Annotated in this window: 25 protein-coding genes; 13 read left to right on the top strand and 12 right to left on the bottom strand. The window is 61.1% G+C overall.

Annotated elements, in window-relative coordinates; genetic code table 11:
- Positions 1 to 143 precede the first annotated feature (143 nt).
- Positions 144 to 602: a MarR family transcriptional regulator gene (locus BLJAPNOD_RS12025; RefSeq protein WP_115419966.1), complete on the top strand. Its 459-nt coding sequence runs from the start codon at positions 144 to 146 to the stop codon at positions 600 to 602.
- Between the two features lie 204 nt (positions 603 to 806).
- Positions 807 to 1,100 (top strand): hypothetical protein, encoded by a 294-nt coding sequence (locus tag BLJAPNOD_RS12020; protein ID WP_077504432.1) that lies wholly within the window; start codon positions 807 to 809, stop codon positions 1,098 to 1,100.
- 151 nt (positions 1,101 to 1,251) lie between these two features.
- Here the strand turns inward: BLJAPNOD_RS12020 and BLJAPNOD_RS12015 are convergent, their stop codons facing one another.
- Complete coding sequence (locus BLJAPNOD_RS12015) at positions 1,252 to 2,160, bottom strand: LysR substrate-binding domain-containing protein (protein WP_115419965.1); 909 nt, start codon at positions 2,158 to 2,160, stop codon at positions 1,252 to 1,254.
- 142 nt (positions 2,161 to 2,302) lie between these two features.
- Here BLJAPNOD_RS12015 and BLJAPNOD_RS12010 point away from each other — a divergent pair, with 142 nt between their 5' ends.
- Complete coding sequence (locus BLJAPNOD_RS12010; RefSeq protein ID WP_115419964.1) at positions 2,303 to 2,695, top strand: RidA family protein; 393 nt, start codon at positions 2,303 to 2,305, stop codon at positions 2,693 to 2,695.
- A 1-nt stretch (position 2,696) separates the two neighbouring features.
- Positions 2,697 to 3,809: an NADH:flavin oxidoreductase gene (locus BLJAPNOD_RS12005; protein ID WP_115419963.1), complete on the top strand. Its 1,113-nt coding sequence runs from the start codon at positions 2,697 to 2,699 to the stop codon at positions 3,807 to 3,809.
- 287 nt (positions 3,810 to 4,096) lie between these two features.
- Here BLJAPNOD_RS12005 and BLJAPNOD_RS12000 read toward each other — a convergent pair whose 3' ends face one another.
- The gene (locus tag BLJAPNOD_RS12000) at positions 4,097 to 5,041 is read right to left on the bottom strand and encodes an MBL fold metallo-hydrolase (protein ID WP_115419962.1); all 945 of its coding nucleotides are present in this window, start codon (positions 5,039 to 5,041) and stop codon (positions 4,097 to 4,099) included.
- A gap of 76 nt (positions 5,042 to 5,117) precedes the next feature.
- Entirely contained in the window at positions 5,118 to 6,125 is a 1,008-nt protein-coding gene (locus tag BLJAPNOD_RS11995) for an alpha/beta hydrolase (RefSeq protein WP_115419961.1), read from the bottom strand.
- 118 nt (positions 6,126 to 6,243) lie between these two features.
- Between BLJAPNOD_RS11995 and BLJAPNOD_RS11990 the strand changes: the two genes are divergently transcribed.
- On the top strand, positions 6,244 to 7,275 hold the full coding sequence (locus BLJAPNOD_RS11990; RefSeq protein WP_244610929.1) for a helix-turn-helix domain-containing protein: 1,032 nt from the start codon (positions 6,244 to 6,246) through the stop codon (positions 7,273 to 7,275).
- A gap of 38 nt (positions 7,276 to 7,313) precedes the next feature.
- Here BLJAPNOD_RS11990 and BLJAPNOD_RS11985 read toward each other — a convergent pair whose 3' ends face one another.
- Positions 7,314 to 8,243 (bottom strand): sterol desaturase family protein, encoded by a 930-nt coding sequence (locus tag BLJAPNOD_RS11985; RefSeq protein ID WP_115421268.1) that lies wholly within the window; start codon positions 8,241 to 8,243, stop codon positions 7,314 to 7,316.
- 109 nt (positions 8,244 to 8,352) lie between these two features.
- Between BLJAPNOD_RS11985 and BLJAPNOD_RS36365 the strand changes: the two genes are divergently transcribed.
- On the top strand, positions 8,353 to 8,475 hold the full coding sequence (locus BLJAPNOD_RS36365; protein WP_256372317.1) for a hypothetical protein: 123 nt from the start codon (positions 8,353 to 8,355) through the stop codon (positions 8,473 to 8,475).
- Between the two features lie 262 nt (positions 8,476 to 8,737).
- Here BLJAPNOD_RS36365 and BLJAPNOD_RS11980 read toward each other — a convergent pair whose 3' ends face one another.
- Entirely contained in the window at positions 8,738 to 9,121 is a 384-nt protein-coding gene (locus BLJAPNOD_RS11980; RefSeq protein ID WP_115419959.1) for a cupin domain-containing protein, read from the bottom strand.
- Positions 9,122 to 9,433: 312 nt separating this feature from the next.
- On the opposite strand from BLJAPNOD_RS11980, the gene BLJAPNOD_RS11975 reads away from it, so the two are divergent.
- The gene (locus BLJAPNOD_RS11975) at positions 9,434 to 9,730 is read left to right on the top strand and encodes a hypothetical protein (protein ID WP_115419958.1); all 297 of its coding nucleotides are present in this window, start codon (positions 9,434 to 9,436) and stop codon (positions 9,728 to 9,730) included.
- 613 nt (positions 9,731 to 10,343) lie between these two features.
- On the opposite strand, the gene BLJAPNOD_RS11970 is transcribed toward BLJAPNOD_RS11975, so the two are convergent.
- The gene (locus BLJAPNOD_RS11970) at positions 10,344 to 10,811 is read right to left on the bottom strand and encodes a GNAT family protein (protein ID WP_077504440.1); all 468 of its coding nucleotides are present in this window, start codon (positions 10,809 to 10,811) and stop codon (positions 10,344 to 10,346) included.
- A 524-nt stretch (positions 10,812 to 11,335) separates the two neighbouring features.
- On the opposite strand from BLJAPNOD_RS11970, the gene BLJAPNOD_RS11960 reads away from it, so the two are divergent.
- Complete coding sequence (locus BLJAPNOD_RS11960; RefSeq protein WP_077504441.1) at positions 11,336 to 11,539, top strand: hypothetical protein; 204 nt, start codon at positions 11,336 to 11,338, stop codon at positions 11,537 to 11,539.
- Positions 11,540 to 12,094: 555 nt separating this feature from the next.
- Entirely contained in the window at positions 12,095 to 12,358 is a 264-nt protein-coding gene (locus BLJAPNOD_RS11950; RefSeq protein ID WP_077504443.1) for a hypothetical protein, read from the top strand.
- Between the two features lie 203 nt (positions 12,359 to 12,561).
- Here the strand turns inward: BLJAPNOD_RS11950 and BLJAPNOD_RS11945 are convergent, their stop codons facing one another.
- The 5 genes from BLJAPNOD_RS11945 to BLJAPNOD_RS11930 form a co-directional block, all read right to left on the bottom strand.
- On the bottom strand, positions 12,562 to 12,936 hold the full coding sequence (locus BLJAPNOD_RS11945; RefSeq protein WP_115419955.1) for a DUF1515 family protein: 375 nt from the start codon (positions 12,934 to 12,936) through the stop codon (positions 12,562 to 12,564).
- Complete coding sequence (locus BLJAPNOD_RS35940) at positions 12,923 to 13,180, bottom strand: hypothetical protein (RefSeq protein WP_115419954.1); 258 nt, start codon at positions 13,178 to 13,180, stop codon at positions 12,923 to 12,925. Before BLJAPNOD_RS35940 ends, BLJAPNOD_RS11945 begins: the two co-directional genes overlap by 14 nt.
- Complete coding sequence (locus BLJAPNOD_RS35365; protein WP_158556118.1) at positions 13,077 to 13,301, bottom strand: hypothetical protein; 225 nt, start codon at positions 13,299 to 13,301, stop codon at positions 13,077 to 13,079. Before BLJAPNOD_RS35365 ends, BLJAPNOD_RS35940 begins: the two co-directional genes overlap by 104 nt.
- Positions 13,298 to 13,951 (bottom strand): lysozyme, encoded by a 654-nt coding sequence (locus BLJAPNOD_RS11935; RefSeq protein WP_115421267.1) that lies wholly within the window; start codon positions 13,949 to 13,951, stop codon positions 13,298 to 13,300. The genes BLJAPNOD_RS35365 and BLJAPNOD_RS11935 overlap by 4 nt, the downstream gene beginning before the upstream one ends.
- Positions 13,952 to 14,658: 707 nt before the next feature.
- Positions 14,659 to 15,234: a hypothetical protein gene (locus BLJAPNOD_RS11930; protein ID WP_077504446.1), complete on the bottom strand. Its 576-nt coding sequence runs from the start codon at positions 15,232 to 15,234 to the stop codon at positions 14,659 to 14,661.
- 459 nt (positions 15,235 to 15,693) lie between these two features.
- Between BLJAPNOD_RS11930 and BLJAPNOD_RS35615 the strand changes: the two genes are divergently transcribed.
- The 4 genes from BLJAPNOD_RS35615 (at position 15,694) to BLJAPNOD_RS11915 (ending at position 17,297) form a co-directional block, all read left to right on the top strand.
- Positions 15,694 to 15,867 (top strand): hypothetical protein, encoded by a 174-nt coding sequence (locus tag BLJAPNOD_RS35615; protein WP_199565934.1) that lies wholly within the window; start codon positions 15,694 to 15,696, stop codon positions 15,865 to 15,867.
- Positions 15,868 to 15,945: 78 nt separating this feature from the next.
- Complete coding sequence (locus BLJAPNOD_RS11925; RefSeq protein WP_115419953.1) at positions 15,946 to 16,194, top strand: hypothetical protein; 249 nt, start codon at positions 15,946 to 15,948, stop codon at positions 16,192 to 16,194.
- Between the two features lie 5 nt (positions 16,195 to 16,199).
- Entirely contained in the window at positions 16,200 to 16,523 is a 324-nt protein-coding gene (locus BLJAPNOD_RS11920) for a hypothetical protein (protein WP_115419952.1), read from the top strand.
- A gap of 15 nt (positions 16,524 to 16,538) precedes the next feature.
- Positions 16,539 to 17,297 carry an SOS response-associated peptidase gene (locus BLJAPNOD_RS11915; RefSeq protein ID WP_115419951.1) on the top strand — a complete coding sequence of 253 codons (759 nt, stop codon included), beginning with the start codon at positions 16,539 to 16,541 and terminating at the stop codon, positions 17,295 to 17,297.
- Between the two features lie 230 nt (positions 17,298 to 17,527).
- On the opposite strand, the gene BLJAPNOD_RS11910 is transcribed toward BLJAPNOD_RS11915, so the two are convergent.
- Positions 17,528 to 17,773 carry a hypothetical protein gene (locus BLJAPNOD_RS11910; protein WP_115419950.1) on the bottom strand — a complete coding sequence of 82 codons (246 nt, stop codon included), beginning with the start codon at positions 17,771 to 17,773 and terminating at the stop codon, positions 17,528 to 17,530.
- Positions 17,774 to 17,985 lie beyond the last annotated feature (212 nt).

Below are 17,985 nucleotides of genomic sequence, written 5' to 3'. Positions count from 1 at the left end.
CCTTTATTTGTTAGCGCGACAATCATTATCGCGATAATTATTTAAATACGCCCCGTCGAGCCAGCTGTCCAGTGTTTTATTATCGCGATAATGATTTCCGTGGTAAGATCATGAAAAGCCACGGACAAAACAGGAGATGACCGATGACCACCCCGGCGCCACTTCCGCTCGACAGCCAGCTGTGCTTCTCGATCTATGCAGCCGCGATCGCCATCAACCGCGCCTATAAGCCGATGCTCGACGCACTCGGCGTGACCTATACGCAATACCTCGCCGTCAGCGCGCTGTGGGAACAGGATGGCCTCAGCATATCGGCCATCGCCGACCGGCTCGGCCTGGAGCCGAGCACCATCACGCCGGCGGTCAAACGGCTCGAAGCGGCGGGTTTCCTTTCAAGACGCAGAAGCACCACTGACGAGCGGTTGGTCGAGGTCTTCCTGACGGCCAAGGGCAAGGAACTGCACCCCAAGACCGCGTGCCTTACCGACACGCTGCTGCGTCGCTCAGGCTTTAGCGTGCCCGAGATGATCGACCTCAACGAAAAGGTCCAGATGCTGCGCGACGGCCTCACGCGGGAAGAACAGCCGGATGCCCGCAGTTAGCTCCATCTGCGCGCAATGAAATTGCGCTTCCACGACCGGCAATCGCGTGCCCCGAACTTGGAAATTCCCGTTGGAGCGCTACACTTTAGAGAAAGGTGTTGGACCATCGCCTGCGAACACCGGAATAAGTCGCGCCTCCTGCGGGTCGCACAAGGCATCGGGCAGAAATCCATCCCGCCTCCTGCATGACAGAGGATCGTCGACATGAAACATGCTCTTGCCGCCCTGACCGTCACCCTCCTTCTCGCTGGCTGCACCACGGGCGTTTCGACCTACGGATACTCGCCGAACCTTGAGCCGATCCCCGGCAGCATCACCTATGGCGGCCAGCCGCGCACCAAGCTGACGAAGGCCCCGGTCGGCAGCATCGTCCCGCATCAGTTCATCGACCAGTACGGCCGACGGGTCTCCGAGACCTACGTTATCGAACCGGACCGCTCGCTGCGCCTCGTCAGCCGGCGCTGGCGGCCGGATGACATTTTCGATTTCGACGACTGAGCCTGCCGCGGGACGGCGAGCGGGTGATGCAAGGCGACGGGTAAAGACGGAAAGTGCCCGCCTGTAGATCGACATGGCCAATACGCCCGCGCGCGTTCTCAGAACGCCCTTCACTTTGTTTGCCTGCGTCTCTCTGTGGATCGCTTCCGTCTTAAGGCGTTGTGCGTTCAAGCGGACCGACGAACTGCGCTGAGACCCAGTCGCGCAGCACCTTCGTTGCCGATCGATCGGCCGCGCGCGGGCTATAGACGAGATCGTAGCGATAACTCTCGAGCGAGAGCGCAAAGGGCTGGACGAGGATGCCGGAGGCAAGCTCCTCAGCGACCAACGTCAAGCTCAAGAGGCCAATGCCCTGCCCGGCAACGACGGCTTGCACCGCATGGATTTCATCAGTGAACGAAAGGCCGCCAGCCGCGTCGATGTTTCCAACCCCGGCGCGCTCCAGCCATTGACGCCAGACCGGCGCGCGCTCGTCGTCGCGCCGCATCGGCCCCCACTCGAAATGGACGAGCGTCGCCTGCCTCAGGTCATCGACGGATGTCGGCGCAAGTCGCGGCACGCAAACCGACGCGAAACGATCCGCAAACAGCGGCTGCGACAGCAGGCCGGGATAGTGCCCGGTTCCGTATCGTATGGCTGCATCGGCGTCGGCATCGAGATCCACCGTCCTGTTCGACGCATCGAGGCGCAGCGTCCAGTCCGGATAGGCCTCGCGAAAGCTGCCGGCAAGCGGCGCCAGCCGCTTGGCAACGAAGGCCACGGTGGACGTCAGCCGCGCCACCTTGGTGTCGCGATTGCGTCTGACTTCACCGATCGCCTGCTCGAAGCGATCGAGCCCGTCGCGCAAGACGGGAAACAGCGTGTGTCCGGCCGGCGTCAGCCGTACCTGGCGCGTGCCGCGCTCGAACAGCTTCAGTTCCAGCAGATCTTCAAGCTGGCGGATCTGATGGCTGACAGCGGTCGCCGACACGTTCAGTTCGTCGGCCGCCTGTTTGAAGCTCAAGCGACGGGCGGCGGCCTCGAAGACCCGTAAGGCGCCGAGCGGCGGCAACTTCCTCATGATCCCTCAACACATGATCTGAGTTCATCTATCGCCTGAAAAATCGTCTTTTGTCAGCCGAGTGGAGCCTCATCATATTGAGTTCAACAGCCAAGGCAACGACGCCAGGCTGAGGAAAACTCAAGCATAGAGAGCTAAGCCCATGTTTCTCGAACAGGTCATCACCAAGCCCGATCCTTACGCCCCGTTCCTGCTGTCGCAGGCCATCAAGGCCAACGGCTTCGTCTTCGTCTCCGGCCAGGCCGCCATCGGTGACGATGGCGAGATCGTCGGCGAGGACGATTTCGACCGTCAGGCCGAGCAGGCCTTCCGCAATCTCGATCGTGTGCTGACCGCCGCCGGCTCCAGCCTTTCCAGGGTGGTGAAGGTGACGATCTTCCTGCGCTCGATGGAGAATTTTTCCAAGATCGTCGAGCTGCGCCGCAAGTGGTTCTCGGCACCCTATCCCGCCGACAGCATCATCGAGGTCTCCTCGCTCTATTCACCGAAGGCGATGATCGAGATCGAGGCGATCGCACTGACTGAGGATCGCTGAGATGAACGTGCACAGCACAGTCGATTCGCCGGTTCTGACCGGAACGACACTGAGACGGTTGGCCTTCGCCAACCGGTTCTCCGTCGCGCCAATGACCCGCATCAGCGCCACTGCCGAGGGCGTGCCGACCGAACGCATGGTTCGCTACTACGAGCGCTTTCCCAAGGGTGGCTTCAGTTTGCTGACCACCGAAGGCATCTACACCGACAAGGCCTATGCGCAGACCTATAGGGGCCAGCCGGGGCTTACCGACCCGGAGCAGGCGGAAGGCTGGAAGACGGTCGTCGATGCCGTGCATGCCGCCGGCGGGCGCATCTTCGCCCAGCTCATGCATGGCGGCGCGCTTGCCCAGGGCAACCGCTTTCGCAGCGACACGGTCGGACCCTCATCTCTGCAGCCGAGGGGCCAGCAGATGGTCTCCTACCACGGCGAGGGTCTCTACGCGGTGCCGCGGGAGATGGACGAGGTGGATATTGCCGAGGCGATCTCAGGCTTTGCCCAGGCGGCACGGCTTGCGATCGACATCGCCGGCTTCGACGGCATCGAGATCCATGGCGCCAACGGCTATCTGCTCGACCAGTTCTTCACCGACTACAGCAACCGGCGGCAGGACCGCTGGGGCGGCGACATCGGCAAGCGGCTGAACTTGAGTCTCGCCGTGCTGGAAGCTGTTCGCGGCGCGGTCGGCAACACAGTGCCGGTCGGCATCCGGCTTTCGCAGGGCAAGGTCAACGACCTCAAGCACAAATGGACGGAGGGCGAGGAAGGTGCAGCCGTGGTCTTCAAGGCGGTGGCCGAAAGCTCCGCGGACTTCGTGCACCTGACCGAGTTCGAAGCCTGGCAGCCGGCTTTTTCGGACGACGGAAAATCGCTGGTGGCCCTTGCCCGCCAGCACGCGCCGGATCTGTTCGTCATCGCCAATGGCGGCCTGCACGAACTCGCCCGGGCCGAACAGGTGCTTGAGGCCGGCGCCGACATGATCGCGCTCGGCCGCGGCGCGCTCACCAACCCCGACTGGCCGCGCATCGCCGCAGAGCAGCGTGAGCCTCGCCCGCTGCAGCTGGAAATGCTGGCGCCGATCAGCGACATCAAGGACACAGAGCTTCGGTATTGAGACGGCAAAGGGCGGCGCATTGAACGGCGCCGCCCCGACCTCTGGCAACCGGAAAGGCCTGCTTTAAGCGCCGGAAAGATCCCCACTCCCTCATTCCGGCCCTGTGCCGGAATCCAGTGACCCGACGTCATCAGGGTCAAAAGACCCTTCAGCCCAAGGACTTGGGCTGACTGGATTCCTGTGACAAGCACAGGAATGAGGGAAATTTAACCGACACCGTTGCAGCGCAAAGCCGCACGTCCAGCTTGGCGATTACGTCTGGCGGCAACCGCAACCTCGCCCCACCCTTAAGCCCCAGCGACGAACCGATACGCGGCACCGTTCCGCTCAGCCCGCCCGACGCCAGGATAGCTCCAGTGGTAGCCGAGCAGCGTCAGCTTTTGCGTGGCCGCCCGGTCGACCAGCATCTTGCGCGTCTTCAGCGCCAGATCCGGGTCGGTATCGAAGCCGAAGTGCCAGTCCGGGTGTTCGAAGAAGACGATGTTGCTGGTCGCCGCATCGCCCGAGATCACCAGCCCGTCGCCGCCTTCCAGCTCCAGCGAGATATGGCCGGGCGTGTGCCCGCGTGTGTCAAGCACCTGCATGCCGGACACGATTTCGTCGCCCGGCTTCACCAGAGTCAGCCGCTCCTTGACCGCGAAGAGGTCGCGCTGCGCGCCGCGGGCAAAGCCGTGCAACGCCTTCGGCATGGTGTTCTCGTAGTTCGGATCCGTCCAGAAATCCCATTCGCGTTCCGAGACGAAATACTGCGCATTGGGAAAGGTGAGTTTACCATCTGCCCCAACCGTGCCGCCGGCATGATCCGGGTGAACGTGGGTGAAGACCACCTTGGTCACCGCGGACGCGTCGATGCCCGCTGTTGCCAGATTGGTCGACAGCTTGCCGGCGCTCGCCTGGAAATTGCCGCCCGATCCATTGTCGACGACGATCAGGTCGCTGCCGGTGCGGATCACCGGGATGTTGGTGTGGAACGGTGCGCCCTCCGGCGTGCCGCCGAGCCGACGCATGATCCCGTCGCGCTCCTCCGGTGCTGCGTCCGGCAACACGATGCTGACCGGCAGGGTCAGGAAGCCGTCGCTGACGACGGCGAGATCGAAAGCCCCGTGGCTGAAGCGGTGGGTATCGGCGGCGTAAACGCCCTTCGGCAGCAGCGGCAAGGCGGCGCCAGCGACAGAGCCGGCCAGAAAGGAACGGCGGTTGAGGCTTGAGGTCTTCTCGTCAATGCGGGTCATGGATCGGTTCCTTCTGTTTTCGGGGAAGAGCGACCGGCCGGTGGCACTATTCGGCGGCACCGGCCGGCGTCAGGGGTCAGGACCGGGCGAAGTCGAGCAGGTCGGCGTTGAGCTGATCCTTGTGGGTGTCGGTGATGCCGTGCGGCGCGCCGGGATAGACCTTCAGGGTGGCGCTCGGAACCAGTATCTTCGAAGCGCGGGCGGCCGCATCGATCGGCACGATCTGGTCGTCGTCGCCATGGATGATCAGCGTCGGCACGTCGAACTTCTTCAGGTCTTCGGTAAAGTCGGTCTGCGAGAAGGCAACGATCGAGTCATAGGTATTCTTGTGCCCGCCCATCATGCCCTGCAGCCAGAAGCTGTCGATCATACCCTGTGAGGCTGTGGCGCCTGGCCGGTTGAAACCGAAGAACGGGCCCGACGCGATATCGCGATAGAGCTTTGAGCGATCCTTCAGGCTTGCGGCCTGCAGGCCGTCGAACACCTCCTTCGGCAGGCCGCCGGGATTGCTGTCGGTCTTGACCATCAGCGGCGGCACTGCGGAGATCAGTCCGGCCTTGGCGACGCGGCCCGTGCCATGGCGGCCGATATAGCGGGTGATCTCGCCGCCGCCGGTGGAGAAGCCGGCCAGGAAGATGTCGTTCAGATCAAGCGCATTGATCAGGTCGGCCAGATCGTCGGCATAATGATCCATGTCGTTGCCGTCCCAGGGCTGGGAGGAGCGGCCGTGGCCGCGGCGGTCATGCGTGATGACGCGAAAGCCGTTGTTGGCGAGGTGGAAGGCCTGTGCCTCCCAGCTGTCTGACGACAGCGGCCAGCCGTGGCTAAGCACCACCACCGGGCCATCCTTCGAACCCCAGTCCTTGTAATAGATCTCGACGCCGTCGCGGGTGATGATGCGGCTGCCCATAGCGGTTGCTCCCAGAGTAGCATTTGTGTTTGCGGGTGTGGTTTCGGCTTTCGCCGGGCGAATGACGGCCGGGACGGCGGCGGCTGTCGCCGCGGCGCCAAAGGCGGCCGAAAGAACTGTGCGGCGCGAAAGGCCGGTGGAGACTGCGGTGGAAACTGCTGTTGCTTCAATCATTGTCCTGCCCTCTTCCATCTCGGTTGATCTGCAATCTCCGTTCCGGAGCGCTGGTTGAATTGATAGAACGAGCGGCCTAACCTCTCGACCGGCAAAGCTGACAACGATGGGGGCAGAAGTGACAAAACCACTCGAAAGCGAACCGGCGGAGATCGGCATCGTCGTTTATCCTCGGGCGCTGAAGTCGGCGGTCCATGGACTGACCGACATGTTCCAGGTGGCCGGCATGCAGGCGATCGAACAGGGTGGCGCAAGCGCACCGCTGGTCCGCATCACCCACTGGCAGCTTCAGGAGGATGGCTCGGTTGAAAAGACCCTCGACACCCATCCCGGCCCCTCCTCCGGCCTCGTGGCGCTGATCCTGCCGCCGACATTGGCGGAGCTGCCGGTCGGCGGGCGCGTGGGCCAGCTGCCCGCCTTCGTGCGCCAACTGCATGCGGGCGGCACCACCATATGTTCGGTCTGCGGCGGCGCCTATCTGCTGGCGGAATCCGGGCTTGCCGCCGGCCGCACCATCACCACTCACTGGTCGCACCAGGACCTGATCGCCGATCGCTACCGCGACGTGCGCATCGACACCGACAAGTTGCTGATCGACGAAGGCGATATCATCACCGCCGGCGGCATGATGGCGTGGATCGACCTGGGGCTGAAACTCGTAGACCGGTTCCTCGGAACCAATGTGATGCTGGCAACCGCCCGTTTCATGATCATCGATCCCGGCGCGCGCGAGCAGAGCTATTACAGCGTCTTTGCGCCGAAGCTCGACCACGGTGACAGCGTCATTCTGAAAATCCAGCACTGGCTGCACGGCGCCAACACCAAGGGCGTGACGCTGCAGATGATGGCCGAGCGCGCCGGGCTCGGCGACCGCACCTTCCTCCGGCGCTTCCAGAAGGCAACCGGCTTCAACCCGACGGAGTATTGCCAGCGGCTGCGGATCGCCAAGTCGCGCGACCTCCTGGAGCGCTCGCACCTGTCGATCGAGCAGGTGGCGTGGCAAAGCGGCTACGACGATACCAACGCCTACCGCAAGATTTTCCGCAAGATCCTCGGCCTGTCGCCCAGGGAGTACCGCTTGCGCTTCTCGGTGTCGGACGGCGGACGCCGCCCGGCCATGGCAGGCCTTGCCGGTGCCCTGCCCGCCTGACCATCGTCTCGGTTCTACCGATCGACGTCCGAGCGCGTTCAGTCAGCGCTCGGCTTTCGCCCCAGGATCTGCCGCGCACCGCTCTTGGAAAAGGGCTGTACCAGCTGGCCGATAAAGCTGCGCGACACCTTGCCGGTAATGCCGATATCGGTCGACGACGGCCGATCGGGATTGAAGTAGGTGCCGAACAGCTGGTCCCAAAGCACGATGTTTTCGCCGTAGTTGCTGTTGCCTTCCGCCAGGTCCTTCGAGTGGTGCCAGCGGTGAAGCCGCGGCGTCGAGAAGATCCAGTCGAGCGGACCGGTGCGCATCTCGACATTACAGTGGGTCAGAAGGCCGGTGAAGGCGGTGACGGCGCCGATCCACAGAAACACCGGCAGCGGCGCCCCGAGCAGATAGAGCGGCAACTGGCTAAGGCTCACCTTGATCAGGGAATCGATGACGTGGAAGCGCCCGGTGTTGAGTACCCAAAGCCGCGTCACGCTGTGATGCAACGCGTGGAAACGCCAGAGCCCAAGCCGCTCATGCGCCAACCGGTGGGCGGCATAGAGCCCGAACTCGGCAATCACCAGCCCGAGCACCACCTGGGAGATCATCGACCAGTGCGCCGGCCAGATATGCGGTTGCGAGCCGAAGAACGGCTGCGCGAAGATGGCGACCAGCAACGGGAACGACGCACCGAAGGCCGCGGCAATCTGCACTATCCCCTTCGTCAGAAATGTATGGCCGAGATTGTTGAGCGTCTCGCCGTCAGGCGCCAGCCAGGCCGGCTCGTAAGGCATGAGACGTTCGAAAAGCGCAATGATCGCCACCACCGAGAGGTAGACGACATTGAACCAGAGCACCGGCGACGATGTGGCAAAAGCCAACCCGGCCGTGGCCAGCCCACCGACGTAGAGCGCCGGCCACAGCAGGATGGAGGTTGCGTATCGCAGCGGCGATGAAGAGCTATCGTGATGAAGAGTCATATCGTTTGACCACTTGTGCTGGAAATCGAAGGGGCGGCATCGCGCGCTGTTCACGCCACGCCTAATCTTCGTCTCGGCGAGAGTACCGTTCCGCTGGGACATCGCAGCTATGGTCATGACGATCGCCGTTGCACCCGTCACCGCAGGGCGGCGAGCGGTACTGGACGAACTGCCGCTCGAGCGCAAAACGATCACTGTCGCTCTCTTCCAAGCGGCTGTGTTCCATCTGTGATGACGCCCCGAGCAGGTGACATGCCAGTAGACCGATCTTGAAAAGACACATGGGATAATGCCAATCCTCATCATTGGAGCATTGGCGGCAAACTCGACTGATTTCATTACACCAGCATTGCAGTTGGGTGCAGCCGCGAGCCATCGCCAACGCATGCATCCCCGCCCCCAACCGGCGCCGTTGAAACATCGCGGTTTCCGTCAGGTCCGCGCGATCACCTGTCGCGCCACGGCGACACGGATCCGGTGTATGATGCCCGCATTCAGATCCAGCGATCGTTCTGCGCGGTGCGGTCGCCACCGGCGTGACCGGTATTGAGCACGCCGCGCGGCTCGATCAGCAGCAGCCGCACCTCGTTTTCGGCAAACGGCTTGTGCTCGACCCCCTTGGGAACCACGAACATCTCGCCTGGGCCGATCCGCACGGCGCCATCGCGAAAATCGATCCGCAGGACGCCCTCAAGCACGATGAACGTTTCGTCCGTCTCCGGGTGGTCGTGCCAGACGAAGTCGCCCTCGATACGAACGAGCTTGAACTGATAGTCGTTCATCTCGGCGATCACCCGTGGCTGCCACAGATCGCCTATCCTTTCGAGCTTTTCGGAAAAATTGATTGCCTTGCGGTCGGTCGTGTCTATCCCATCCATCGTCATGTTCCTCGTTCGATTGATGCGCCAACATGCACCGGCCCCCCAACACCGATCTTGAACGATCGTGCGCGCATCCGGTCGGCACCTCGGCAAAAACGCAGCCGCGGTCATCGCCTAAGGCATGTCGCGCAAGCATGTGCAGCGGTTTTTCGATAACGACATGCCAAGCGAATCTGAAAGATCGCGACACGCTTTAACGCCCTCGGTGCGGGCAGCCGCAGGCGAATATTCCCATATTGCCTGCAATTCCATCTGATGTATCTTGTCTCCCTTCGGCATTGGCTATGGACGTCCATGAAGGAGGTTCGAATGCATGATATCCCGCAAGCTTCGGGCAAACAGTTAAGTCCGGATGATATCGAAATGCTGCAGCGGGTTTTTGACGCCACCTGCTTTGCGGCGCGCGTGCCACGCCGCGGCGAACGGGCCGAGCGGCTGGCCAAGTTCATCATGGATGAGTTTCGCATCGGCAACATCGACGAACGGACGCTGCTGGAATGCGCGTTGTGGCGCGAACGGCGCCGGATAGCGGTAAATACGGAAGAGTTGGAAACGGTCGAGATCTGGGTCGCCAGACCCGGCCGACGTAATCCGCGTTACCACTGAAGCGCGTCGCGCCAATAGAGCACGTCGTTCCAAGGGAGCACCGTTTTTTTTGCGCAATGATCGGAGTGGAAACAAGGGCTCAAGGCGGGTCACTTGAAACCGCTCGTGCGTGCCCACGTGAAGACCCACAAAAAAATGCGGCCTCTCCGTGGATAAACGAGACCGCATTCAAGATGTGTAATGGCTTATTCTATGCCACTCTTGCCAACACGACCACAACTGCAACGGGCCGAATGTGGCTATTTCTGGCCTGTCATCGAAATTTCTCCGAATGCGCCAGCCGAGAAGCTGTCCGGGACGATGGGACACTCAACCGCCGGAAGCTGAAGCACGTCGCGCAAAAGTGTGCAGCGGTTTTGCGATAGCGACATGCGTGAAAACAAGAACTTAAAGCGCGCCAAGCGAATCCTAGAGATCGCGACGCGCTTTAACGAACGCCGCGAGGCGCCTTCCTGGCGTGCAAAAACGGCCGGGGCTGCAAGCAACCCCGGCCGATCCACCGCGCTGTCAAACCGTGACCGCCTTCTGCAGCGCCGGGCGTCCTATCGGACGCGCGAAGGTCGCTGCAGCACTTTGAACTGCTGCGTGTTTTTATCCTTAAATCGAACAGGATTTAAGGAAACACGCAGTAGCAGATCACGGGACCATCCTGCGCATCCACGCGCTCCCCGATACGCTGGAACCCGTTGCGTTCGAGCACCCGTTGGGAGGCGATATTGTCGATCGAGGTCTCGGCTGAGACCGCCGAAATACGGGTATCCCGCTGCGCTTCCGCCAGCAGCGAGGCCACCGCACGCGTGGCCGCCCCCATGCCCTGCCGGGTCGGCGCGACGCCGTAGCCGATGTGCAGTTCGCCCCCTTCGGGGATCCGAACGACCGAGCAAAGGCCGACGATCTCGTCGCCTTCTACGATCATCCAGGCGGCTGGGGAAAAATGCGGACGGAGCCCGTTGGCAAGATCGGCCAGCATCTGCAGCACGTCGGCAGGCGCAATCGGGCTATCCGGCACCAGTCGCAGATCTCGCGGCGCAATGCCGCTCAGCAGTGCGTCAAAGTCACTCTCAGTCGCTTCGATTATCATGTTCAATCCCACACTACAGCGCAGCCCGTCGCACATGATGCGAAGGCTTGCCGTAACGTTCTCATTGTTCTGCATATTTCCCTTGTGGATCGATCCCGATCCGAGAGGTTGTGCAGCAGACACGCCACCAAGGTGGCGCTCCAAAGCCGGGCGGAGAAAGCGCGCCTAGACCGTCATTCCAGTCGCAAAGGCTGTCGTCTCCACCGCCGCAGCCGGTGAGATCTCAAGGATGGCAACCGAAATCAAAGGCACTCTCCCGGAATTGAACCGATCGATGGGCGCCATCGATCCGGCGACCGCAGGCCGCTCGCCTATTAAGCACAACTGGCGGGCGATTTGAAGCCACCGCTGAACGCCGCTCTCATAGCACCATTCGTCGCCCCGACCGGCGGCAGTTGGCCCGGCCATCCTGGCAGTGAACCGCCAGGGAGCCGCAAGCGGCATGCCGGCGAACGCGGAATTTTCGACGCAGTGGAACCACCGTTCGCGTCGCGAATTCTAGCCTCCAGTACGGGAGGTTCATCATGTTTGCATCGGACACGAAAGGACAGTTCAGCCGGGTCGTCAAAAACTGGAACACGCGATACGATCTGGAGGAGTTTATCACCGCATCCGGCCTACCGCCGTTGGAAGCCCGCGAGATTTTCGCGAAATACGGACCCTACAAGGCGGACCTCGACCGATTGATACCTGCGCGCGCGCCGACAGATGCCGGCAAGGCGAAGTAAGACGCCGCCGCATATGGGAGGTTCAAATGCATCACCATTCCAGGCATCCTGCCAACAACCTGGATTGTGCGTTCAGCCCAGCGGAAATCGCCATGCTCCAACGGGTCCTCGACACAGCCTGTCTTGCCGCAGGGATGCCGCGTAGCGACTATCGCGCCGATCGCCTGGCAAAGTTCATTATCGGCGAATTTCGTTCCGGCACACGTAGCGAGGCAGCCCTGTGCGAGCGGGCAATGTGGTTCGAGCGCAGAAGCGCACCATGGTCACCGACGCCCACGCAGTAACGCCGCCGAGGCGAAAGGTTCGTCGACGCCGGGCGTTGCCGGCCATCAGCCATCCGCCTCGCTGTTGCCATCTGACGACGCGCAAAAGCGGCCGGGGTTGCTAAGCAACCCCGGCCGCACCTATCCTATTGTATGGTAACCGCCTTTCGGCCTATCAAGACGTCAAACGATCCCGCCCGCCCGGCCGCAAAGATGCAGCCTCAAAAGACAGGCAAGGGCCGAGGACCGTCACAAGATTGGTTCGCGCACTCAGGACATGTTATAAACGCTCATGACCCAAACAGAAGAAGACCTCGAGCTTTCGGAATTGTCCGGCGAGTTTGCCGACGACGATGTCGTCGTCCATATCCGCATCTCGCGCCCGACGGGTTCCAATCTCGACTGGACCCTCGAGGTGATCGACGAAGAAGGCTACTCCACCGTCTGGGAAGATTCTTTCCCCACCGACCGCGAAGCCTATGAAGAATTTCTCGCCACCATCGAGCGCGATGGTATCCAGACGTTTACGGAACATCCCGTGCAGACGCTTCACTAAAAAGTGCGAAGCGGTTTTCCGTCAGGAAATGCGTAAGAGCGAAGAGATAGAGCGCTACAGAGATTCCGCCCAAGTCGGAAACGCTCTTGCGAAGCGCGATCTCCGGGATTTTCAAGAGCGTTTGGGTGGCCGGCCGTCAGTTCTTCAATGTCTTCTCCGCACCACCGACCGGCCAAAGCAAACCGGTAGGATGGATCACACGATCACCCCTTGCCGACAATGACGAACACGATCCGCCGGATCGCCTCGGCAAAGCTGACGCCGAGCGCCATGGCGGCAATACCGGTGACGCCGAGCGCGCCGATGCCCATCAGTTTCCAGCGCTTGACGTCGTCGGTCACCGGTTTCATCTCTGCGACGTCACCGCCGAGCGTCAAGACCGAAGCCTCGAGATCGCCGACGCGGTCGACGAGTTGGTCCATGCGCTGATGAACACCAGCCCGGCTGCTCGTCGCCTTGTCCTCGGCGCGTTGCGCGCCCTCCTCGATCCGGCGGATCGATTCCTGCAGACTGCGCATGCCTGCGACCAGTTCGCCAAGTTGGCGATGGACGCTCACATCGGTTTCAGCCGGATACATTGTGCCGTCCCCCATGCCGTACGCAATCGGCCTTTGACCAGACCGCGGCGGCACACAGACCGACGACCGTGCGGTCGATCTTGCGCTGGTCTGCCGGCGTCGCGCCGCGTGCGCTGACCAGATCAGTGCCGACGACGCTTTTAAGCCCCTCGACATTTTTCGGCGCCGAAGTCCCACAGCCCGCCAGCATCAATGCAGGTATCGTAATCAAGGCGCTTTTCCTGAGCGCGGTTCGCAGCGTCATCGTTCTGCCTTTCGATCGCTTGAATAACGGACCGGGCGCCATCCGCCCTTAATGCGTGCACCGCCCAGATGATCGCGGCGAGCACGAGCCCGCCGCACAGGATCCTCAGCCAGGCGATCATGCCGGATCGAGCCGCTTGCGCAGGAAGAGGAAGGCGCCAATCACAAAGGCAACGGCAATGATGCCAGCAAATGCCCATTGCAAGGGGCCACTGCCAGTGAACGCAAAACCGAGCGAGGAAAGAATGCCCGCGAGCCAGGAGATATTCTCCTTGCTGACCACTTCAGGCGGCTTCGGCGCAGCCGTGACGGTGTTGGAGGCAACGAACTCGCCCTTTGCCCAAAGGCCGACTTCGGCAGACCGGCGATTGACCAATCCCTTCACGCGGCGGCCGCCCGCATTGACCCACTTCATCAATTCCAGCGGCACGGCGTCGTAATCGCCAGCGTTCAGCTTTTTCAGCAATGTCGACTTGCCGAGCCTGCCGGTGTTGAAATCGAAAGAGACCAGCACGGCGAACTGGTTGTCGGTCACCGGCACCGTGACAAGGCGCGCGACACGTTCCTCGAATTTCGCGAGATCCACCTGAAGGATCTGTTCCGCCTCGGCCTCGGTGATCACCATGTTCGGTTTCACAACGGGCACGCCGGCGGCGCTGGTGTGGCCATAGCCGATGGTCCAGACACCGGCGACGTCGCGATAAGCCTTGGTCTTCAGACCTTCCCACTGTTTGACGAGCGAAAGGCCCGCCGCATTGATGCGTCGGTTCATGTTCATGTCGTTTGTCCTGTTTAGATTGGGAACCAGAAGCAACGATGATGCGTTGCTACGGCATGCCTCCCTGATCGCAGCCGACTTGGGGAGACATGCAGCAATTCAAAGTCCTGCATCGACCTTTGTGCATCCTATTGGACGCACAGTGCTGCAGGCGCTCAAAAGGGGGATTTCGCCATGATGGATGCCGCATTCGTGAAGATGACCACGCTGGCCATCGTCCTTGTCAGCTGTGTCATTATGGTACAGCCCTACTGACAAAGCTGGATGCGGGCGCATCTTTGCAACGGGCCGCGTCGCGCAAGCGACATGACGCCAAGCTGCGCTGATGTTGACCTGTTGGACGGGATAGCCTGCGGTTGTCCGGCAACAGGCATACTGCAGAGCGATGTCCGGCATCGCTTGAGGTTGGCGCGCTGCCGGTGGCCGATACACGGACGACCTGGGCTGAAACAATTTTCGGCCTCATGATAGCGTCGACAATTCTCGCCGGACCGCTGAAGTCCGGTTGCGGTTCTCTCCTTGCCGGAAACCAAAATCGCTCCCGCGCAATAGATCGACACCGGCGCGGGTTGGTATTCGCTGTCGTGTCCGATTGAAAGATCAAAACCAACCGCGCCGGATTGAAGGGTGTCAGGCAAAAGTGTGACGGCATTTCAATAAGGACATCCGCGACAAGCGACGCCTGGAGATCGCGACACACTTCAAGAGACAGATGGCGGCTTTGGCGGCGACAGGGACTGCAACAAGCTCTTGAGGCTCTCGCTGTCGGCGAGATGTGCCTTCTCACCACGATCGTCGCTGCATCTCTCGCGCAGGCTGCGCAGAAAGACAGCGACATCAGAGAGTTCGCCAACCTCGACCCGCACCTGCGCCTGGATCGTCCTGTAAATCTCCTCCAGTTCCAAGGCTTTATCAGCGCTGGCGGAGCCGGAAAGCGCAGAAACCCTTGCCTTGAAATCATCCAGCAGACCATCGAACTCACGCGCGTCGCGTGCGGCCTTGGCCTCCAGGCTTGCAATCAGCATGTCGAGAATATCGAGATGTCGGCGCTCCACTGATTGCAGATCGAAGGCCGCCCGCAGCTCCTTGCGGGTGCGTTCGCCTTTGCGCAAGTGCGCCTTGAGGCGCACGCCATTCTCGGCGCAGCGCCTCATGATGTCATCGATCGAGAATTGCCCCTCCACCAATTGGTCAAGCAGGGGCCGAATCAGCGCCGGCGGCGCCGTGACATTCAGCGCGGCCGAATACAGCGCCAGGTCGATCGAAGCATCCGGCATAAGCTACCTCCGCCTCATATGGCCTCGTGACGCGAGACTAACAGTATCCATCATGCGGGAGGGTTGTTTTAGTGACAATGCTTTCCTAATCGTTAAGCGGAGTCATCGGTTCTTCACTTGGGCACATGCCCGCTATCTGCAGAACGCCGTGAGTTACGACACCAGCGACGAATGCCACCGCCGCTACACCACTTGACGGGGGCCGCTGTGCGCAACAATCCTCGTATCGAGCGGGCAGGCGTTTCCGTCGAAGATGCCGAGGCCGTCGAATTGTTGGCATCGGACTCTGGAAGATGCCGGAAGGACTGACGAGAGACCTCGTTAGCACAGCCCCTTACCCCATCTATTCGCCACATTCGCATAACGCCCCTGCCGGACGTTCGTTCCCTAAACCTGGCTGTTGACTCTCGGCCTAAATGAGAACATTTGTAGAACATACCGATTGAGAAGGCCTGCAGCATGAGTGACGAAACCGGCGCGACCAAGAAGACGGAAAGCGGCCCGTTCGTGCATTTGTGCGAGAATCCGGACTGCAAGGCATGGGGCGGTTTCGGCTTCGCCCACGGCAGCGCGACGCCCAATTGGTATTGCTTCGAACACCGGATCGAATGGCCACCGGCCAAGAAATCCTAATTTCACCGGCGATGCGGCCGCCAACCTAAAACCTGCCAGATGAAAACTCCGGGAAGGCACCCCGGACAAGGAGAAACCATGTTTGCCGCTCAGGAAGCTACCCAGGCCGACGCCGTCGATCTGGCTGCAGACGAATTCACCGCCGCCCTCGCCTGGCACAATGGCGACGCCGTGGCCACGATCAGGACCCTACTCGCCGACTGCCGGCATCTGCGCGAGCAGCTCGCCCTAGCCGAAATTTCGATGAGCCTGGGCTTTACCCGTGGGTGGCGCCCGTGCCGCGAGCCGGCCGCCGCAACTATGGAAAGATCGAGCGCTTCAGGCTGACCATCATGCCGGAACAGAATGGTCTAACCCGCCGCCAGCGCATGCACACCCTGTCCAAGGCCGAGGAAACCCGCCAGATCGTCAGGATCGACTGTATGTACTGCCGCATCACGCATCGTTATCGCTGTCGCGACTTGCTGCAGCTTTGCGGTGACGTGCCAGTCGACGAGATCGCGCCCCAATTTCGGTGCGATATATGCAAACACAAGAATTACTTGAAGGCAGAATTCGAGTTGCCATGGGGCGCCGACACTGGAAAGCTCCGCATCCGAAAGCTGGTGAGGATCAAGACGCTTCTAAAACCAGTGTGGAAAGACGACTTCTACTGAAGGTGATCATGAGCCATGTGCAATCTCTACAATTTGACCACGAACCAGCAGGCTATCCGTGATTTCGTTTCGGTGACACACGATCTGGTCGGCAACCTCGAGCCGTCAGTCGACATTTACCCGGATCGTTTCGCGCCGATTATTCGAAACAACGAGGATCGGCGCGAACTCGCCATGGTGCGTTGGGGTATGCCTTCGTCGAGTAAGGCGCAATTGGAGGCAGCGACGAAGCGCGCGGATAAGCTTCGCGCCAATGGCAAGGAAGTCGACTTTGACGAACTCCTGAAAATGGAGCCCGACGGTGGCACCACCAACGTCCGCAATACCTCAAGCAAGCACTGGAAGCGATGGCTCGGCGTAGAAAACCGATGCGTTGTTCCCCTCACCCGTTTTGCCGAGCCGGACCCGGCTAACAAGGTCGAAGGCGGCCGCACTCCAAATGCATGGTTCGCCAGCATAAGTGACGAGCCGTTGATGTTCTTTGCCGGCATTTGGGTGAAGGATTGGACGAGCGTTCGAAAGATCAAGGAAGGGCTTATCACGATCGACCTCTTTGCCTTCCTGACGACAGAGCCCAACAGCATCGTTGCGCCGATCCATCAAAAAGCGATGCCTGTGCTTCTGACGACGAAGGCTGAGGTCCAGGCGTGGCTAATCGAACCTTGGTCAGAAGCCCATGCCTTGCAGCGTCCCCTGCCCGAGGAGAAGCTCAAGATCGTTCAGGTGGCGGAAATGCAAGCGCCTGCCAACACACCGGAGGCACTGCTATTCTGAAGAAATGGATTGCCGGCTTTGCCACCGCTTTCGTGTGCTGCCATGCGGCCGTCGCTGCCGAACCGCTCGTCGGTCGAGCTACGGTAATCGACGGCGACACGATCGAAATCCACGGACAACGAATCCGTCTAAGCGGCGTTGATGTTCCGGAAAGCTGGCAGCGGTGCGATGATGTCCAGGGCAATCCCTATCGCTGTGGCACGGATGCCGCTCTCGCGCCCGATCGATTTCTAGCCGAATCTCGTCCGACGTCTTGCCGGCCGGTTGATCGTGATCGAAATGGACGCGTGGTTGCCGTCTGCCATCGCGCGGACGGCGCCGACGTGGGCACATGGCTCGCCGAAAAGGGCCATACCATCGATTGGGCGAAATACAGCGGCGGTGCCTACCTTAAGGCCCGGGAGGCAGCGAGAGAAAATGGACGTGGCCAGATCGGCCAGGAGGATCTCTTCCGCCTTGGCCTCGGTGATCATCATGGTGGGCGTCACCTCCGGCGCGCCGGCCGCGCTGGTATGACCTAATCAATGGTCCAGATGCCGCCGACGTCCGGATAGGCCTTCGTCTTCAGGCCTTCCCACTGTTTCCATTTGGTTCACCTTGTTGTTGAGGAAGAAAGGAAAGGGGCGCGCGGAATCCAGCTTCCAAATTTTTCTTGCTCGCTTTAAATGTGACCAGATTTCCACCAGAG

The sequence above is a fragment of the Ensifer sp. M14 genome, assembly GCF_003355565.1.
Classification (GTDB): domain Bacteria; phylum Pseudomonadota; class Alphaproteobacteria; order Rhizobiales; family Rhizobiaceae; genus Ensifer.
Note: the sequence above shows the minus strand (reverse complement) of the source record. Positions and strands in the feature narration are given on the sequence as shown.

Bases quoted from the DNA above. Each gene is read 5' to 3' on its own strand.
- BLJAPNOD_RS11985 (WP_115421268.1), bottom strand. From the start codon at position 8,243: ATGACTCTTCATCACGATAGCTCTTCATCGCCGCTGCGATACGCAACC.
- BLJAPNOD_RS11960 (WP_077504441.1), top strand. From the start codon at position 11,336: ATGTTTGCATCGGACACGAAAGGACAGTTCAGCCGGGTCGTCAAAAAC.
- BLJAPNOD_RS11995 (WP_115419961.1), bottom strand. From the start codon at position 6,125: ATGATTGAAGCAACAGCAGTTTCCACCGCAGTCTCCACCGGCCTTTCG.
- BLJAPNOD_RS12005 (WP_115419963.1), top strand. From the start codon at position 2,697: ATGAACGTGCACAGCACAGTCGATTCGCCGGTTCTGACCGGAACGACA.
- BLJAPNOD_RS11910 (WP_115419950.1), bottom strand. From the start codon at position 17,773: ATGATGATCACCGAGGCCAAGGCGGAAGAGATCCTCCTGGCCGATCTG.
- BLJAPNOD_RS12020 (WP_077504432.1), top strand. From the start codon at position 807: ATGAAACATGCTCTTGCCGCCCTGACCGTCACCCTCCTTCTCGCTGGC.
- BLJAPNOD_RS35365 (WP_158556118.1), bottom strand. From the start codon at position 13,301: ATGATCGCCTGGCTGAGGATCCTGTGCGGCGGGCTCGTGCTCGCCGCG.
- BLJAPNOD_RS11915 (WP_115419951.1), top strand. From the start codon at position 16,539: ATGTGCAATCTCTACAATTTGACCACGAACCAGCAGGCTATCCGTGAT.
- BLJAPNOD_RS11975 (WP_115419958.1), top strand. From the start codon at position 9,434: ATGCATGATATCCCGCAAGCTTCGGGCAAACAGTTAAGTCCGGATGAT.
- BLJAPNOD_RS36365 (WP_256372317.1), top strand. From the start codon at position 8,353: ATGGTCATGACGATCGCCGTTGCACCCGTCACCGCAGGGCGGCGAGCG.
- BLJAPNOD_RS11970 (WP_077504440.1), bottom strand. From the start codon at position 10,811: ATGATAATCGAAGCGACTGAGAGTGACTTTGACGCACTGCTGAGCGGC.
- BLJAPNOD_RS11930 (WP_077504446.1), bottom strand. From the start codon at position 15,234: ATGCCGGATGCTTCGATCGACCTGGCGCTGTATTCGGCCGCGCTGAAT.
- BLJAPNOD_RS11925 (WP_115419953.1), top strand. From the start codon at position 15,946: ATGTTTGCCGCTCAGGAAGCTACCCAGGCCGACGCCGTCGATCTGGCT.
- BLJAPNOD_RS12015 (WP_115419965.1), bottom strand. From the start codon at position 2,160: ATGAGGAAGTTGCCGCCGCTCGGCGCCTTACGGGTCTTCGAGGCCGCC.
- BLJAPNOD_RS12010 (WP_115419964.1), top strand. From the start codon at position 2,303: ATGTTTCTCGAACAGGTCATCACCAAGCCCGATCCTTACGCCCCGTTC.
- BLJAPNOD_RS11920 (WP_115419952.1), top strand. From the start codon at position 16,200: ATGCCGGAACAGAATGGTCTAACCCGCCGCCAGCGCATGCACACCCTG.
- BLJAPNOD_RS11935 (WP_115421267.1), bottom strand. From the start codon at position 13,951: ATGAACCGACGCATCAATGCGGCGGGCCTTTCGCTCGTCAAACAGTGG.
- BLJAPNOD_RS11980 (WP_115419959.1), bottom strand. From the start codon at position 9,121: ATGGATGGGATAGACACGACCGACCGCAAGGCAATCAATTTTTCCGAA.
- BLJAPNOD_RS11945 (WP_115419955.1), bottom strand. From the start codon at position 12,936: ATGTATCCGGCTGAAACCGATGTGAGCGTCCATCGCCAACTTGGCGAA.
- BLJAPNOD_RS12000 (WP_115419962.1), bottom strand. From the start codon at position 5,041: ATGACCCGCATTGACGAGAAGACCTCAAGCCTCAACCGCCGTTCCTTT.
- BLJAPNOD_RS35940 (WP_115419954.1), bottom strand. From the start codon at position 13,180: ATGACGCTGCGAACCGCGCTCAGGAAAAGCGCCTTGATTACGATACCT.
- BLJAPNOD_RS35615 (WP_199565934.1), top strand. From the start codon at position 15,694: ATGAGTGACGAAACCGGCGCGACCAAGAAGACGGAAAGCGGCCCGTTC.
- BLJAPNOD_RS11950 (WP_077504443.1), top strand. From the start codon at position 12,095: ATGACCCAAACAGAAGAAGACCTCGAGCTTTCGGAATTGTCCGGCGAG.
- BLJAPNOD_RS12025 (WP_115419966.1), top strand. From the start codon at position 144: ATGACCACCCCGGCGCCACTTCCGCTCGACAGCCAGCTGTGCTTCTCG.